Below are 16,993 nucleotides of genomic sequence, written 5' to 3'. Positions count from 1 at the left end.
CGGACGCTGGCAACAAGCAGAAGTTTGCTTGCGGCCTTTTGCGCGCGCCAGCGCGCCAGAGGTTCACATTTTCGCGCCCAGCGCATACTTGCATCCCATGGCTCGCACCCCCGCCGGAACCCCGCACGATCCCCGAGGCCAGGAGCGCTTCCACGAGGGCCGTGCCGCGAAGACGGTCGCGGGCGCGCAGCCCGATCTGGCGGCGGGCGTCGCCGCGATCCGCGAGACGGTGCAGACGCTGAAGCCCAAGCCCGGGGTTTATCGCATGCTCGATGTCCGCGGCGAGGTGCTCTATGTCGGCAAGGCGCGCAGCCTCAAGGCGCGGGTGGCCAATTACACGCAGGTCAAGAACCTCACCAACCGGCTCCAGCGGATGGTCGGCCAGACCCGCGCCATGGAGATCGTCACCACCAATTCCGAGGCCGAGGCGCTGCTGCTCGAGGCCCAGTTCATCAAGCGCTTCCGCCCGCCGTTCAACGTGTTGCTGCGCGACGACAAGAGCTTCCCCTTCATCCTGCTGCGGGCCGACCACGGCTTCCCCCGGATCCAGAAACACCGCGGCGCGCGCCGCGCCAAGGGCAATTACTACGGCCCCTTCGCCAGCGCAGGGTCGGTCAACAAGACGCTCAACGCGCTGCAGAAGCTGTTTTTGCTGCGCAGCTGCTCGGACAGCTTCTTTGCCAATCGCGACCGGCCCTGCCTGCTCTACCAGATCAAGCGCTGCTCGGCCCCCTGCACCGGGCGGATCGACGAGGCCGGCTATGCCGAGCTGGTGGGCGAGGCCAAGGATTTCCTCGCGGGCAAGTCGAGCGCGGTGCAGGGGAAGATCGAGCAGCAGATGGCCAAGGCCGCCGAAGCGCTCGATTTCGAGAGCGCGGCGATGCTGCGCGACCGGCTGCGCGCCGCGACCTTCATCCAGGGCAGCCAGGCGGTCAATGCCGCGGGCGTCGGCGATGCGGATGTCTTTGCGCTGGCGGCCAAGGGTGGGCAAATCGGGGTCCAGGCCTTCTTCATCCGCGGCGGGCAGAACTGGGGGCACAAGGCGTTCTTCCCCAAGAACACCGGCGAGATCGACAAGGACGATGTCCTCGCCGATGTGCTGCTGCAATTCTACGAGGAGGTTCCCCCGCCGCGGATGATCCTCACCGACCGCGCGCTGCCCGAGCAGGAACTGATCGCCGAAGCGCTGGCGGCCAAGGCCGGGCATCCGGTGGCGATCTCGATCCCGCAGCGCGGCGACCGGCGGCGGCTGATGGAACAGGCCAGCCGCAACGCCACCGAGGCGCTCGACCGGCGGCTGGCCGAGACCGGCACCAAGGCCACGCTCAACCGCGCGCTGGCGGAATTCCTCGAGCTGGAGGAGCCGCCCAAGCGGATCGAGCTGTATGACAACAGCCATATCCAGGGCACCAAAGCCGTGGGGGCGATGGTGGTCGCGGGACCCGAGGGGTTCGAGACCGGGCAATACCGCAAGTTTAACATCAGGACCGCTGCGGGCAACGACGACTATGCGATGATGCGCGAGGTGATGCAGCGCCGGTTCCGCAGGCTGGCGGAGGGCGAGGAAGAGGCCGGGTCAGAGGGTGACGAAGGCAGTGCGGTCGTGCCAGCGCGCAAACCCGCGCGGGGCCACGAGGCGGTCTGGCCCGACCTCGTCCTGATCGACGGCGGCAAGGGCCAGATGAGCGCGGTGCGCGACACGCTGGCCGAGATGGGGATCGCGGATGTCCCGCTGGTGGCGATCGCCAAGGGCCCCGACCATGGCCGCGAGGGGCGCGAGGTGTTCCATTTCCCCGACGGCCGCGAGAAGACGCTGCCGGTCAATTCGCCGCTGTTGTTCCACCTCCAGCGGCTGCGCGACGAGGTCCATCGCTACGCCATCGGCGCCCACCGCGCCAAGCGCAGCCGCGGCATCACCGCCAGCCCGCTCGACGAGATCCCCGGCATCGGCCCATCGCGCAAACGCGCGCTGCTGCTGCATTTCGGCACCGCGGGCAAGGTGCGGGCCGCCGCGCTCGAAGACCTCACCCGCGTCCCCGGCATCAGCGCCGCCGTGGCGCGGCAGGTGTACGATTTCTACCACGCCGGCGGGTGAGGGGGGGGTAAGAGCTCGTCCCTTTCGGGGAGGCGCGCGCCGGGGGCGATGGTCTGACCACACTCACAGCGATTGGGTAATTTCCAGACTGGGTGGCTGGCTGACTGTCTGCTTTGGGGAGAAACCCGATCAGGCGAGAATGTCAGCTTATGGGGTGGGAACCCGAATGGCGGTCATTGTCCTGCGGAGCGCTCCACCAGCCTGACTTGATACAGCCATGGCCACAGCTTTCCCGTAACAAAGAGACGTCGGCCTTCCGCGTCCCAAGCGATACCGTTCAAGACAGCATCGCGATCACCCGAACGCGCGCCTTCAAGTTGCCGGAGGTCGATTACCTTCCGCACGACACCTGTTTGCGGCTCGATCCCAACAATGAAGTCGCTCATCCAAAGGTTGGCAAAAATCAGGCCATCAACGAGTTCAAGCTCGTTGAGTCGCGAAACCGGACGGCCGTTGAGGGTGGCGGAAACAGTCCGCTTGATGCTGTAATCTTGTGGATCGAGGAAGCGCAGCTTGTCACTTCCGTCGGAGGCAACGAGAGCATCTTCGAAATGTGTCAGGCCCCACCCCTCATAAGGGTATCCTTCATCGCTGCGTAATCGCCTTAAGTCCTTCAGGCTCCAACGATGGATTGCCCCATCCAACCAGGTCAGGCTGATGAGTTCGTCATTCCACAGCGCTAAGCCTTCGCCGAATTGACCTAGGGGAATTTTCTGGGATGCGACGATCTGGCCTGTGACCAAATCGACCTTTCGGATGCTTGATGCCCCCACTCTCCCGGTGCTTTCGAAGAGGGCCCCATCGTGCCACAGGAGACCTTGGGTAAATGCACTAACGTCGTGAGGATAGCGAGCGACGACTTTGACGTCGTAGATTGTCGGCGCGAGTTCCGGTTTGTCCGCGGCCGACGGCGGCTGCCATGCCCGGTCGATTGAGCCGATCGGAGCAGAAAGGAGCGCTACAAGAACGATGAAGCCGCGAAGGATCACCCTTAGTTTTTTATACATGTTCGTTTCGAATGCAATCGAGCGAAGCGAGTAACGGCAGCTGTTGGGTCGTTTGCTGACAGGCAGGTTTTGGCACAGGATTACAGCGAGCTGCCAGTCCGCTTTCGGTCAACGACCGTCGTGGCGCGAATGTCCGATATTGGGTGGAAAGCGGACACCACCAGCTGATCTACAGACAGAGCGACAACACTCGCCGCTGGTCCACACTGCCTACAGAGCAGGCTTCATTTTATCTGACTTCGGCAAATAAACCACTCTTAAACCAAATCAACCGATCCTTGTTCGAGAGTGCTGCGAGGGAACGGCGGACGATGATAATGACAATGCGCGGACATAAGCGCTTCGCTGTTCGACAATCAATTTGTCTGAAGAGGCTACTGGACGGAAGTCAGGCTATAGGCTTGATAATCGAGCTATCCAGCGAGGGGTGCCGCATAAGTGGACTCGGTAGTTGCGACTTTTCGCCCGATGACCAAATCATCGTCGAATGCGATGACATGAAGCTGCGCGGCCGGATTCGTTGGATTAGCTTGGGTATCGCGGGGATCCGTCTGGACAGGCGGTTGCTGCCAAGGGAACTCGACACGCACTTGAGCCGCTTGCGAGGTCTGGAAGTGCCAGACGGCCGCGCGATTGGGCTGAATGAGCAAGAGCCCCTCCGCCGAGCAGGTTGAGCTATCCGCGGATCTGCTGCTTGTCCGCTACTGGGTCGTAACGCGACTGGCGGCTTTTGGTGAAGATCGGGCGATAGCAGCCTGACCGGTTTTAGGCCAAATCATCCCGCACCAGCCGCGCAATGGCCTTCATGTATCGCACCGCCTCCAGCGTCTTGGCGGAGTAGCCGCCATGCTTGCGCGCATTCTGATTGCCTTTAGGCGCGCCGGGATTTGTCCCGCCGTGCATTCTGCACCGCTTCCGCCCTTTCACGGCTGGCGATTGGCACGCCGTTCCTCTGCGGGTCTTCGCTAAGCAGCGAGGGGCCGCTGCCAGAATTTCCGGCTCCATGGGATTGATGCTCATTTTTCGGTGTTCCTCCCCCCTGATTGACGTTCTCGGCAATGACGGCCTGCCCGCCCCGGTTATCGACGTGGACATGCTTCACGACCTGTTCCCCGCCCCGGCGCATTCGCGACAGCGTTTCCATTTGCCCCTGAGAGGTGCGCAGCAGTTTCGTGGCGAGGTTTCCGAATGTCTGGACCTGCGGTGCCCATTCCGCCGATCCGATCTGGCTCAGCGCGCGAATTGCGGCATCATGGGTGACATACATCTGCACCAGCAGCAGCGCCTCGGACTGATCCTGCGGCTTCATGCTTTCGATGAAGGACAGCGCGGCATTATACCGGCTCTCATTATCGGCCCCGACTGAGCCGAGATATTTCAGCAGTTCATTTGCCCGCGCATTCACCGGATCGATCGAATTGGCCGAAAAGGTTTCGTGCAGCTTGAGCAGCGCCAGCATTTCGCTTTTGCCAGCCGGTTCGATGCTCCAGCTGCCATCGGACTTATGGCTTAACTTGACCTTGGCCGGTGAACTGCGCTTGCGAAAATCGCGGACTAGGCGCGACATTTCCGCTCGATCATCCTTGTCGAGATTATCCCAGCCGGGAACCTCACTCGCCAAAATGCTATTGGCCGCGTCCTCGTCGTCCGTATCTGGAAACGGGATTGTCACCGTCCGCTGTTGCGGCTGGTCGCCAGCCTTGCCCTTGCGCGCCGGTTGTTTGCGCTTCGCCTTGGTAGTTTCAGTCATTTCGTCCGCACCTTCTTTTGATCCTCACAAGCCCTCAACCGCACCACACCACCACCACACCCTCTAAAGAGGGGTGTGGGTGGTGCGGACGGGTTTCACAGCGGTTCGCTGCCCGCACTTTCCGCACCTCCCGCACCACACGTTTGGAGGTGCGGGAGGGTGCTAACTTCGCTGGCGTCAACTGACGTCCCGACGATCACGAAAGGAACGTCCCGGCCATTGACCGCTCGATGCTCGACCGACAGCGCACCGTTGCGCTTCCACGTGCGGATGATCGCCTTGATGCGCCCCTTGTCGGTTTCAATGGATAGACCCGCCACGCTGGCGACAAGGTGGCCCACCCAGTCTTTGGCCTGTACGCTTTCACGCCAGTCTCCAGCCGCAAGCCCTTGCTGCACCATGTAGAGGTGCCAATTTGTCAGTCCGTGGAATACGTCCGGCTTTTCCCAGAGCGTGGCCACACCGACAAAATCGGACGGCTCCAGCCCTTCGCCATTTTCGAGACTCTGGCCTTCCAGCTTGATCCAGGTGGCAGCGTCGGGCGGCGCGCGATTGGCCTTGCCGGTATCGATGCGCACTAGCGAGCGCCGCACCTGAGGGTCGGAAATGCCTAGTTCCTCAGCCTCAGCCTTGCTCATGCCGTTTAGAGGCAGCACGATCCGCGCGGCATCGCGCAGGGCGACAGCGCCGCGCCCGTCCTCTGCAGTCGCTTCCCGGTCACCCAGCTTTTTAGTGTGATGCACCAGCACAACCGCGCAGCCGGTTTCCTGAGCCAGCCGAGGGCGAGCACCGGATCGGCTGCGGCGACGGTCGCGACCAGTCGTTTCTTGAAGCCATTGTCGGCGAGGGCGCGAAGGTCGACTGCGCCTTCCTTGATCCGCCCTACAACGTGAAGGTCAATGGCCACGTCAACGCCAAGGGGCGGCACCGTGAGTTCGCCATGGCGTCGGGTGAGATGGACGAGAGCGAGTTCCGCAAGTTTTTAGGCGACACTCTCGGCGCTTGTGCCTCGGTATCCCGGAACGACGCGGTGCACTTCGTGTGCATGGACTGGCGCCACATAGATGACGTCAGTGCGGCGGCAGACAAACTTTACGGTGATCTGCTCAACATCTGCGTTTGGAACAAGAGCAATGCCGGCATGGGATCACTCTATCGCTCCAAGCACGAGATGGTGTTCGTATACCGCGTGGGCGATGCCGCCCACACCAATAATGTCGAGCTGGGCAAGCATGGCCGCAACCGCACGAACGTGTGGGACTACGCCTCGGTAAACTCGCTCCGTGGCAGCCGTCGGGAGGACCTGGCGCTCCATCCCACGGTAAAACCGGTGGCGATGGTCGCCGATGCTATATGCGACGTGTCACGACAGGGTGAGCTCGTGCTCGACATCTTCCTTGGGTCCGGCACCAGCCTCATTGCCGCGGAGCGGGTCGGCCGAGCATTCCGCGGGCTGGACATCGACCCCGCCCATGTCGAGGTGGCGATGACCCGCTGGTCGGATCTCACCGGAAAGACACCTGAGCTGGTGCACCGCGCCGCCAGCGAAACAGCCGCATGAGCAAGGGCCGCGACACCCGGTTCGAGAAGGGCGTATCCGGCAATCCCAATGGCCGCCCGGCGAAGCGGCGGCCGCATGTCTCTGCGTTCGACATCATCTTCGACAAGACGTTGACGTTGACGCAGGGCGGAAAGGAGCGCGAGCTCACGGTCGACGAGGCCCTGCAGATGCAGACCTACCAGGCCGCGCTCAAGGGTAGCAAGATGGCAGTGCGCAAGGTTCTCAAGATGATCGAGAAGCGAGAGGCGGCGCTGGCGAAAAAGACAAGGCCACCTGCCAAAAATATCCAGCTCAGCTGCCACCACTCTTCGGACAATGCGAACGAGGCTCTGCGGCTCTTGGAGATCGCCGATGTTGACCCGGAGTTCACGAGCCGCATCAAGGTTCACACCTGGGCGACACAGGCAGCGCTCAGCCGTCCCGGACGCCGCAAGTTCGCCGGGAAGGATGTCAAGGACATCAAGTTCTTCACCTTCGATTCCGACAAGCTGCGCTGGCCACGCGGGCGGATCGCATGAACGATGCAGAGCCGATCGGCTACGGCCAGCCGCCATCCTCCACCCGGTTCGCCAAGGGCAAATCTGGCAACCCGAAGGGCAGGCCGAAGAACCGTCACCGCGAAATGCCCTACGATGCCGTTCTGGGGCAGATGGTCACGATTAGAGAGGACGGACGCGAGCGCCGCGTGACCGCCGCCGAGGCGTTCCTGCTTCAATTGACGCAAAAGGGGCTTGCCGGTGACAGCGCCGCAGCGCGCTCGTCGCTTGAGGCGATTGAAGCCGCGCGTGCAGCCAGAGGCGAAGATCATGAGCCGCTAAAGGTCATCATCCTAAAGCCAATCCGCAGTGGTGCCGATTCCATACTCGATACGCTCGACCTCGCGCGGCTCAAATATCCGACCGACGAAAAAAGGGCTCGGTGGGAGATCAGCCCCTGGATCGTAGAAGCAGCGCTGGAGCGAATGGGCTCTCGTAAGCTGTCCAAGGAGGAACAGGGCGAGGTATGGCGCAACACACACTCGCCACAAAGGGTCAAATGGCCGGAGTGGTGGGATGTGCGAGGATGAATGACGGCGTTGCGCCCTATTCTCGGACATTCCGACGTTTCTACTGCGGGCCCGAAAGCGGCCGTCCGTTCATGGGGGTCTCGAAGGCAACTTCGAACCCCAAGATCGATCATCCGATTGGTCGCAGCGTAGTTCCCGAACCCGATCCAATTTGGGTGAACTCGTTCGCCAACGGTCCAAGTTCAAGTCCCAGCCCTAACGAACAAACTGAGCGGGACACCTCAGTTGCGATTGATTTGCATTTTCATCACGCCTACGAGCGTTGCGATTGATTCGCAAATAGGGGTTTTCGTGCCAGTGTCTCGCTTTTCTCGCTTAAAAATCGTTCTGCTTACCGGCGCCTTCCTGCCCAGCTCCCTGCTCGCCCAAGAAGTCGGGCAGACCGCAGGAGAGGCGCCTGATGCAACCGTTTCTGCTGGAGTGACGACCGAGGCCGAACAGAGCGGCACCATCATCGTCACCGGGCGCGCCCAGAAGCTATACCGTGTTGAAGAGACCACCAGCGGCAAGCTTGCCACCGCGCCGCTCGAATCGAGCCAGGTCATCACCACGATCACCGAGCAGCTGATCGAGGACCAGGGCGCGCGCGATGCGCAGGATCTCTACCGCAACATCTCGGGCGTCAGCGTCTTCAGCTATGCCGGGGTCACCGCGCGCGGCTTCCGTCAGGAGGAGATCTTCTACGACGGGTTGCGCGGCGATCCCTATGCCGGTTTCTCGGTCCCGCAATTGTTCAACGTCGAGCGGGTCGAGTTCCTCAAGGGACCGGCGGGCATGCTCTACGGCCCCGGCGCGCCGGGAGGGCTGTTCAACTACATCACCAAGAAACCGGACCAGAGGGGCTTCGAAGGGCAGGTCAAGCTGATCGCTGGGACTGAGGAGCGCTTCGGCGGATCGGCCGAGGTCAACGCGCCGCTCGGCGGGGATGTCGCAGTGCGCGGAGGGCTGTTCTACGAGGATCGCGGCACCTTCCGCTTCAACGCCGCCTCGCGCACGATGATTGCCGATGGCGGGGTGGCTTGGGAGCCGGGCCCGGTGAAGCTGGTCCTCCAGGCGACCCGCTACGATCAGGAGCTCGACGCCAACCGGCTGCGCGGGGTGCCTGTGGACGACAATGGCGAATTCCTCACCGATCGCCGCTGGAACCACAACGAGCCGGGCGATTTCCTCAACCTGCGCTCCGACGTGCTGCAGGCGCGCATCGAGTCCGAACCGCTGCCAGGGGTGAGTTTCGACGCTACGCTGCGCTATAATCACGCGGTCGAGACGCAGAACTACCACGAACCGCGCGGGCTGTTCGATTCCGATGGCGACGGCACGATCGACTCCACCATTCGCGAATTCCGCGACCAGATGCGCCAGCAGGAAACATGGTCCTTCGGCACCAATGCGGTCTGGGCCGAGGATCTGGGCGGCGCGCTGTCTAACCGCGTGCTGGTGGGGCTCGACTATTACGAGGCCGAGAGCGCCTTCATGGGCCGTTCGCTGCGTGGGCGGACCACCGACACCGTCGGCCTGCCCAACCCGCTCAGCCTGTTCGACCCGCAATACGGACTTTCCGACCCGGCAACCTACAATCAGGGCCCGTTCCGCGAGACGCTTACCTTGAGCGAGCGTTTTGGCGTCTATCTACTCGACGAACTCACCATTGGACGGCTGATCCTGACCGGCGGCGTGCGGCTCGATAGCTTTACCGATGACTCAAATGGCACGGTGTTCGAGGATGAGGAGATCACCTATCGCCTCGGCAGCGTGTACCGGGTCACCGACGATATCTCGCTGTTCGGCCAATATGCCACCAGCTTCGAACCGCAGAGCGCTGGATCGCAGAACCCGCTAGCGGGCGGACCTTTCGCTCCGACCTCGGGCGACATCATCGAGGGCGGAATCAAGACCGCACTCATGGACGGTCGGGTGCAATCCTCACTCTCCGCCTACCAGATCCGCCGCACCAACATTCTTCAGACCGATCCGCTCGGCGATACCGGAAATGACGGCGTCGACGATCTCGTCTCACTCGGCGAAATCACCAGCAAGGGCTTCGAACTCGACATCGCCGCCGACATCACCCCTGACTGGGTGCTGACGCTGGCCTATGGCTACAACGACACCCGTATCACCGGCGACAACGGCGGCGGCGGCTTTTCCAATGCGATCGGCGAGCGCTTTGCCAATGCACCCGAACACCAGCTCGGTTTCTGGACCCGCTACCAGTTCCCGGCGCAGGGTATGGCGGTGGCGCTGGGCGGCGATTATGTCTCCGACCGGATCAGCATCAGCGACCAGCCGGTGAACGACTATATCGTGTTCGACGCTTCGCTGATCTACGAAACGGGTCCGGTGCGGGCGCTGCTGCGTGTCGACAATCTGTTCGACGCGACCTACGCCGCATCGGGCTTCATCGACCGGACCGGGCATTTCCCCGGCGCGCCGCGCTCGGTCTTCCTTGAGGTCGGCTACCGCTTCTGATGGCCGTCGAGGGCGCCGCGATCGAAGCACGGCCGCGGAACAAGCCCGCTGCCCCCAAACGCGCGCGCAACTGGTGGGTGGTGCACCAATGGGTCGGGCTCAAGCTCAGCCTGTTCCTGACTTTCATTCTGTTCACCGGCACGCTGGCGGTTGTCAGTCACGAAATCGACTGGCTGCTCCAACCCAGCCTGCGGGTCGCCCCCTCCACCATCGAGGGGCCGGTGGACTGGGTGACCATCGCCCGGAACGCCGCGCGCCACGAGGCGACCGGCAAGGTGTTGGCGATCGAGGCGCCGGTTGCCTCGGCCTTCGCCGTGCGGGTGCGGGTCGAGAGAGCCGACGGGAGCCTGGTCTTTCTCCATGCGCATCCGACCACCGGCGAAATTCAGGGGGTCGGCCCCTGGGTCGGCGCGGCGCGGATCCTGCGCAACATGCACCGCCATCTCAACCTGCCGGTGTGGCTGGGCGTGCCGATCGTGACCTCGCTCGCCTTCTTGCTGCTGGCGAGCCTGGTCAGCTCCTTCGTGGTCTACAAGAAATGGTGGCGCGGCTTCGCCAAGCCGCTGCGCAAGCGCGATGCGCGCACCTGGTGGGGGGATTTCCACCGCCTCGCGGGGGTGTGGTCGATGTGGTTTATCGCGCTGATCGTGCTTACCAGCATCTGGTATTTGGCCGAAAGCCTCGGGTTCGATGCCCCGCGCGCACCGCGGGTCGAGGCCACAGCGAGCGTCGAGGATACGGATGTTCCAGCGCCGGAAGTGGCGAACCTGTCCGCCGCGCTTGGCGCAGCGCAGGCGGCCTATCCCAAGTTACGCGCCAAGCAGCTGCTGTTCCCGCGCGAAGGCAGCCCCTATCTCCAACTGCATGGCGACCACGAGGCACTGCTGGTCCGCCCGCGCGCCAATGCGGTTTGGATCGATCCTGCCTCGTCGCAAGTGCTGCTGACTACCGATGGCCGCGACATGGGGCTCCACCAGCGGATCGGGGAAATGGCCGACCCGCTGCATTTCGGCAATTTCGGCGGTTACTGGACCAAGGTCCCCTGGTTCCTGTTCGGCTTGGCCATGACTGGGCTCGCGGTGTCGGGTGCGGCGATTTACTCGCTGCGGATCGCGCGCGAACGGCAGGCGGAGATTCGCGTCTCGCGCAGCTTTGCCGGGATGTGGCGCGGCATGGGGCACTGGCGCTGGCTGTCGCTCGCTCTGATCGTGGTCGGCTTAACCCTGCTCGAGCCGCTTATACAGCAGTAGGCTGACCGGCAGGATCGCATGGGACGAGATAGATGCCAGCGGTTTACGGAGGCTCTGAATTTCAATCTGGCGACGCCCGCGTAACAAGCTGCACTACATGAGAGGTGCCTGTCCGCTCACGGCCCAGCATCCGCTAGGCAGCTACGCGCCCTACAAGCGGTCAGACGTTCGGATACGGAAAGCTCCCGATAGCAGTCGGTCGGTTCCACTAGCGGCCCATGGGCCGTGTGCGAATTTCGCTACCTAGGCCCTTGTCTGATTTGTGATTTGGTCCCTGGTTCCGCAGATGTCCCACCCAACGGTCTGTCATCTTGACCATCTAGCCAGCTGTGCAATCGCCAATGTAAGCATAGCGGCGTGATTCCTCGCCTGCCCCTGAAAAGCATGGTCGCAAAGCCATGATGGAAGCCTTTCTGGCGCAGCATAGCGCCTATATCGGCCTGCTGCTGCTTGTCGTGACGCTTGTCGCCTTCACGATGGAGCGCCATCCTCCCGTTGTGATCGCCGTGCTGGGCGGAGTGGTCATGCTTGCCTTGGGTTATCTTTCGACCGATGAACTTGGCAGCGTGTTCGGCAATCCTGCTCCGGTCACGATTGCAGCAATGTTCGTACTCAGCGGTGCGCTTCTGCGGACCGGAGCTCTTGAAGGGGTTACGGGATGGGTGATCCGTCGCACCCTGCGCAGACCGCGAATGGCGATAACCGAGATAGGGGCGGGAACTCTCTTTGCGTCCGCTTTCATGAACAACACACCGGTTGTGATTGTCATGATCCCCATAGTGAAACGGCTTGCGCGGATCCTCAAAATCGCGGCCACGCGTCTTCTCATGCCTTTGTCTTACGTCTCTATCCTGGGTGGCTCTCTGACTCTCATAGGGACTTCCACCAATCTCTTGGTTGACGGGATCGCGCGACAGGAAGGACAGCTCGGCTTTGGAATATTCGATATAACGGCAGTGGGTCTGGTGGCAGCCGCCGCTGGGTTGACCCTACTGGGCCTGCTTGGACCCAAGCTGCTGCCCGACAGACCGGAGCGAATGTTCGACGAGGAGAGCGAAAGCGACGTTTATCTCTCCCATCTGATTGTCCTCGAGAAAAGCTCTTTTGTGGATCTAAGGCTCGAAGAAACGCCCGTTAGCCGCAGGCCCGGTATCAAAATATTGTCGATCCGGCGGGGCTCCGAATTGAGCAGGCGTGAGTTGGGGTCTTGGAAGCTGGCGGTAGGGGATCAGTTGGTGATTTCGGCGAGCCCTGCCGAACTGGCATCCTTGGCAGAGTCCGGCGATTTCATGACTGGCTTGACCGGTTTTAGCGGTAGCGTGGCGACGGCAGGTCCTGCTCGTCCCGACGACCTGAGGCTGATCGAGGCAGTGGTCTCGCCTTCTCACCCCGTGATAGGTCGCCGGCTTTCGCAAATCCCGCTACTGTCACGCCTCAAGGTTCGGGTGCTGGGGCTTTCCCGGCCCAGACACGTCGCGGGACCCGATCTTGCAACCGCGCGGGTGCGACCCGGCGACCGACTTCTCATTGCTGCAGGAGCAGACGCAGCATTGTCGCTCAAAAGGAACATGGGCTTTGCCGTGGTGGACGACGCTCAAGCTGTTCCCTTCCGCCGCGCCAAGGCTCCGATTGCGCTCGCGACAATTGCATTCGTGGTGATCTGCGCAGCACTTTTCGGATTTCCGATCGAAGCTTTGGCACTGGGCGGCGTCGCCATTGTCCTGCTCACGAGATGCATCGAACCCGAAGAGGCCTGGAGTTCGATTGATGGCGACGTGCTCGTCCTGATCTTCGGAATGCTGGCATTCGGTTTGGGGTTGGCAAATGCAGGCACGATCGAGTTGATCGTTGCGTTTCTCGAGCCCATGCTCCTGTCCGCGTCTCCGCTTGTTCTGCTAATCACGGTCTACGCAATCACCTCCGTGCTCACAGCGACGGTCACCAACAACGCGGTTGCCGTCATTATGACCCCGGTCGTCATCGAGCTCGGGGCCACGACCGGCGTGGACCCACGTCAACTGCTGGTAGCGGTGATGTTTGCTGCAAGCGCAAGCTTTGCTACGCCAATCGGATATCAGACCAACACTCTCGTGTATGGGGCCGCAAACTACCGCTTCATGGATTTCGTCAAAATCGGTTTGCCCATGACCTTTGTGGTCGGCGTGGCTGCCTGCTTGGCTATTACTGTATTTGTCTAATCTAAATGAAACCTGCTTCTGAGAATGAGGGCCGTTTGACATGCTTGAGCACATGACGCTGCAGCGCAGGTCGCCGCTCAGGCCGTGGGTACAATTGTCCATCCGGCTCGGGCTGCTGCTGGCATTGTTCATTCTCATCGTCGGCTTCCATTGGTGGGAGCGCGAGAGCCTGCGCGACAATCTCGATGGGCACGTCAGCTTTACCGATGTCATCTATTTCACGATGATCAGCGCCACCACGACCGGCTATGGCGACATCGTACCGGTGACCGACAGCGCGCGGCTTTTCGATGCTCTGATCGTGACGCCCATTCGAATTTTCTTCATTCTGATATTGGCAGGCACGGCCTATTCTTTTGTTATCAAGCGCATCTGGAGGAAATGGATTATGAGTATTATCCAAAAGAACTTGCGCGGACACGTAGTCCTGGTGGGGTATGGGGTCAGCAATAGCAAAGCGATGCTGGAATTGATCGCTCGAGGTACCGATCCGCAGAAAATTGTGGTGATCGACCAGAACCGCGAAGCTCTGGAACGCGCCAGCGAGTGCGACGCGGCGGTCCTGCTCGGGGATGCATCCGACGAGGACACTCTCAGGGCCGCGCATATCGAGCGCGCCTCTGCACTGCTGGTCTCCGCCGGTCGGGACGATAGCTCGATACTCGTGGTACTTACCGCGCGCAAACTGGCCCCAGAAGTGAAGATCAGCGTCACGATACGCAACAGCGGTAACGAGGATATTGCGCGCCAAGCCGGCGCAGACACCGTGGTAAACCCTGTCAGCTTTGCGGGCTTGTTGCTCGCAAGCTCGCTGGAGGGCCCCCATCGCGCCGAATATCTGACCGATCTCGTTACCACCGAAGGCGGGGTCATGCTGCGCGAGCGGCTCGTAGAGTCGCATGAAGTCGGCAATGCGCCATCTGCGATTTCCACCGGCCAGGCAGTGCGCGTGATCCGCGACGGTAAGCCATTCAAGCCCAGCGATCCAAGCTTTCTGGCACTTCAGGCCAACGACCGGATCCTGGAAATTGTCGATACGGCAGAATAGGTGCGAAATGCCCCTTCAGCCAATCTTTGGCGCCTACCTTAGTGTGACCTGGCATAAGTCAACACATCACTGATATTCTACAATTGATTGAATTGAGACCGATGAACTCGACTATCTTTGAGCAACTTTATAGCTCCGATGCCTTAGCGTCGGCAGTCCTCGTTATTTTCCTGCTAACCCTCCGGCTGGTGGCAGGGCATGCGTTGAAGGGCCGCGAAAACCTGACGCCGCAGGTTGTCCGCCGATGGACCGCTAACGTCCGCAATCTGCTTCTGCTCATAGGCGTACTGGGCTTGATCCTGATCTGGGCGCCACAGCTGAGGACTTTTGCCCTGTCGCTGACGGCTGTCGCCGTCGCACTGGTGGTAGCCACCAAAGAACTGATTCTTTGCCTTTCCGGCTCCGCCTTTAGGACCTTTACGCGAGCCTATTCGGTGGGAGATCATGTGGAACTCGGCGGGATCCGGGGAGAGGTCCTGGACTACAATTTGCTGGCCACCAGATTGCAGGAGTTCGAGAACCGGGACGGTTCTTTCGTGACGACCGGCCGCGCGGTCATCATTCCCCATAGTCTGCTTTTTACGTCACCCAGCCGCGTCGATGGGGAGGCAGGAGGCCGGGTACGCCATGTTTTCCAGCTCACTTTCGAGCCCGTGGTCAATTTGTTTGCCGAGCGTGTCAGCCTCGAGGAAATCGCCAGTGAAGCCCAGAGGCGCTGCGAAGAGATCTGCAAGGAACACTTGCATCTCTCGAACTCAAAACCGGGACAAGGAGTTGATTTTCCGGCGGTCCAGGTTGGTCTCGCGACCACCGATATCGGCAAAACCCGGCTTCAGGTGACAACGTTTGCTCTGCCGGATGTCGTTTCGGAAACGGAAAATGCCATAGCCTGTGCTCTGGGCGATCAGATCCATCGCTGGATCGATGAAAAGACGACAGCTCAGAGCAATGCGCCGAGTTGACCCGAACCCACCGCACCCTCGTTATTGGCTATTGCGATGAAAACGTATTTCGCAGAGGCCCCGCAGATAAGGTCTTCCGACCATTCCCTATGAAGCCCCGGCCCAATTCTTGGCCCAGCCAATCAGGTGAGATTCCCCCAGACTTCTATATTGTCGTTCCGCTCGACGCGGATCGGTAGTCGCGCCTCGAGGAGTGCTGAAAGGCCATGCGCTGCAAACAGGTCGCGTACGGCGTCGCTGTTACCCGCAACGTCGCGCAGCCTTTGCCACAGCAGAAATGTGTAGGGCTGCACGCTGCCGGTATAGGCAATGCCGCGAAACGACGTTTCTGCCTGACCGATGGTCCGCTGATGGGGTTTGGCAGTCACGGGCTGACCGGGTTCGGCAGCGCCGCCAGCGACATGAGCGCGCAAGACCTCAAGCCGATCGGTCAAGCCTGGCAGCAATTCGTCCGCAACCTGCTTTAAAACCGGGCCGAGGGTTTCGGGTATTCTGTCGCCGGGCATAAAGCCCCCCGCATCGCCATCTGGGGAGTATTCAACCCGGTCGAGATCCGGCGCATGCATGCGTTCGACCCACCGGAAAACCTTGGGCGCTTCGCTCTGCATGATAGCCAGCGGAACAGGATCGCGCCCGAGATGCGCGAATAGCGGTCCGAATAACGAATAGTCACCGATCGATGGTTGGTCGCCGAGCAGGTAGGCATGCTGAGCGAAATGTGCATCCAGCCCTGCGAGCAATTGGCGGTAGCTCTCCTCGATCGCTGGTATAGTGTCTTCCGACACTCCCAGCATCGGCAGATAGCTGTTCATTCGCGCCATCGTTGCGCCGGTTCGCTCTGGGTTGCCGCCGACACCGAAGGCATCGCGCAGAAACTGCTCCTGGTGGGCCAGATAGGACCAGCGGTAGTGCATGGCATGGCGCGTGAGGCTGACGGCTGAATAGAGTTCGAACAAATGCGCGACAGCGCGCTGGCGCTTTGTCTCGGGGTAGGCCGTATAGCGAACACCGGCCTGTTCGAAGTGGTCGATGATATCGACAGTATCCTGCACCACGGAGCCATCGGCCAGTTCTATGACCGGGATGATGACCCGGCCGATCTTGGGCAGCACGATCTTTGTGAAATGCGGGTCGCTTGGGGGTCTCTCGCGATAGGCGATGTCCTGCTTGCGCAGATAGCTGCGCACTTTCCCGGTATAGAGCGAATGCGGCAGGCCATAGAGAATGGGGGGTGTTGCCATGATACGTGACTGACTCCTCGAAGCGTATTTCGGCAGACCCAGCGTGCGTTTGGCGAGCTCAAGGTCGGCTCGCCTGAATGAGTAGCCCCTTGCGTGCCGGTCATACAACACTCCCCGCCGGATTGTCCCTAACTCCTCCCCCGCGACTATACCGCGAGACCGGGCGCCTCCTAAAGCGCTTTGCAAACGGTCCAATTTGTTATGGTCCACTGTGAGCAGGATGGCGGCTATCGGCCCTAGAGCAGTCATCTGCCGGGTCACGGCCGAACGTCCGCTTGCCACCCAATTTCGGAAAGGCGCGCCGCGGCAAGCATTTCTCGAAAGCGGACTGACGGCTTGCTGCGAT

General features: G+C 61.3%; 15 protein-coding genes. 9 read left to right on the top strand and 6 right to left on the bottom strand.

The genetic code is table 11. The features are described 5' to 3' along the window. The first annotated feature begins 97 nt into the window (after positions 1-97). Entirely contained in the window at positions 98-2,095 is a 1,998-nt protein-coding gene (gene uvrC / locus A9995_RS10915) for an excinuclease ABC subunit UvrC (protein WP_067612896.1), read from the top strand. 173 nt (positions 2,096-2,268) lie between these two features. Here the strand turns inward: uvrC and A9995_RS10910 are convergent, their stop codons facing one another. The 5 genes from A9995_RS10910 to A9995_RS17245 form a co-directional block, all read right to left on the bottom strand. Continuing rightward, the gene (locus tag A9995_RS10910; protein ID WP_082992655.1) at positions 2,269-3,102 is read right to left on the bottom strand and encodes a glutaminyl-peptide cyclotransferase; all 834 of its coding nucleotides are present in this window, start codon (positions 3,100-3,102) and stop codon (positions 2,269-2,271) included. Positions 3,103-3,867: 765 nt separating this feature from the next. Next, a complete protein-coding gene (locus tag A9995_RS17655) occupies positions 3,868-4,029 on the bottom strand; it encodes a hypothetical protein (protein ID WP_369815839.1) in 162 nt (53 codons plus the stop codon). After that, entirely contained in the window at positions 3,974-4,852 is an 879-nt protein-coding gene (locus A9995_RS17075) for a hypothetical protein (RefSeq protein ID WP_233998185.1), read from the bottom strand. The genes A9995_RS17655 and A9995_RS17075 overlap by 56 nt, the downstream gene beginning before the upstream one ends. Before the next feature lie 95 nt (positions 4,853-4,947). Next, a complete protein-coding gene (locus tag A9995_RS10890; RefSeq protein WP_145916914.1) occupies positions 4,948-5,490 on the bottom strand; it encodes a hypothetical protein in 543 nt (180 codons plus the stop codon). A 5-nt stretch (positions 5,491-5,495) separates the two neighbouring features. Then, on the bottom strand, positions 5,496-5,759 hold the full coding sequence (locus A9995_RS17245) for a hypothetical protein (protein WP_199797260.1): 264 nt from the start codon (positions 5,757-5,759) through the stop codon (positions 5,496-5,498). On the opposite strand from A9995_RS17245, the gene A9995_RS10885 reads away from it, so the two are divergent. The 8 genes from A9995_RS10885 to A9995_RS10850 all read left to right on the top strand — a co-directional run bounded on the left by A9995_RS10885 (position 5,742) and on the right by A9995_RS10850 (position 15,406). Beyond that, entirely contained in the window at positions 5,742-6,413 is a 672-nt protein-coding gene (locus A9995_RS10885) for a site-specific DNA-methyltransferase (protein ID WP_233998184.1), read from the top strand. The genes A9995_RS17245 and A9995_RS10885 overlap by 18 nt on opposite strands. Then, positions 6,410-6,931 carry a DUF5681 domain-containing protein gene (locus A9995_RS10880; protein ID WP_067612880.1) on the top strand — a complete coding sequence of 174 codons (522 nt, stop codon included), beginning with the start codon at positions 6,410-6,412 and terminating at the stop codon, positions 6,929-6,931. Before A9995_RS10885 ends, A9995_RS10880 begins: the two co-directional genes overlap by 4 nt. Continuing rightward, the gene (locus A9995_RS10875; protein WP_067612877.1) at positions 6,928-7,479 is read left to right on the top strand and encodes a DUF5681 domain-containing protein; all 552 of its coding nucleotides are present in this window, start codon (positions 6,928-6,930) and stop codon (positions 7,477-7,479) included. Before A9995_RS10880 ends, A9995_RS10875 begins: the two co-directional genes overlap by 4 nt. 420 nt (positions 7,480-7,899) lie before the next feature. Continuing rightward, a complete protein-coding gene (locus tag A9995_RS10870; protein ID WP_199797259.1) occupies positions 7,900-9,948 on the top strand; it encodes a TonB-dependent siderophore receptor in 2,049 nt (682 codons plus the stop codon). Beyond that, complete coding sequence (locus A9995_RS10865) at positions 9,948-11,198, top strand: PepSY domain-containing protein (protein WP_233998183.1); 1,251 nt, start codon at positions 9,948-9,950, stop codon at positions 11,196-11,198. The genes A9995_RS10870 and A9995_RS10865 overlap by 1 nt, the downstream gene beginning before the upstream one ends. A 398-nt stretch (positions 11,199-11,596) precedes the next feature. After that, the gene (locus A9995_RS10860) at positions 11,597-13,396 is read left to right on the top strand and encodes an SLC13 family permease (protein WP_067612869.1); all 1,800 of its coding nucleotides are present in this window, start codon (positions 11,597-11,599) and stop codon (positions 13,394-13,396) included. A 52-nt stretch (positions 13,397-13,448) separates the two neighbouring features. Beyond that, on the top strand, positions 13,449-14,444 hold the full coding sequence (locus A9995_RS10855; RefSeq protein ID WP_233998182.1) for a TrkA family potassium uptake protein: 996 nt from the start codon (positions 13,449-13,451) through the stop codon (positions 14,442-14,444). 101 nt (positions 14,445-14,545) lie between these two features. Continuing rightward, a complete protein-coding gene (locus A9995_RS10850) occupies positions 14,546-15,406 on the top strand; it encodes a mechanosensitive ion channel domain-containing protein (protein ID WP_067612863.1) in 861 nt (286 codons plus the stop codon). A 122-nt stretch (positions 15,407-15,528) separates the two neighbouring features. Here the strand turns inward: A9995_RS10850 and A9995_RS10845 are convergent, their stop codons facing one another. After that, positions 15,529-16,647: a glutathione S-transferase family protein gene (locus tag A9995_RS10845; RefSeq protein ID WP_067612860.1), complete on the bottom strand. Its 1,119-nt coding sequence runs from the start codon at positions 16,645-16,647 to the stop codon at positions 15,529-15,531. Positions 16,648-16,993 lie beyond the last annotated feature (346 nt).

The organism is Erythrobacter sp. QSSC1-22B, from assembly GCF_001678665.1.
Lineage (GTDB): Bacteria > Pseudomonadota > Alphaproteobacteria > Sphingomonadales > Sphingomonadaceae > Qipengyuania.
Note: the sequence above shows the minus strand (reverse complement) of the source record. Positions and strands in the feature narration are given on the sequence as shown.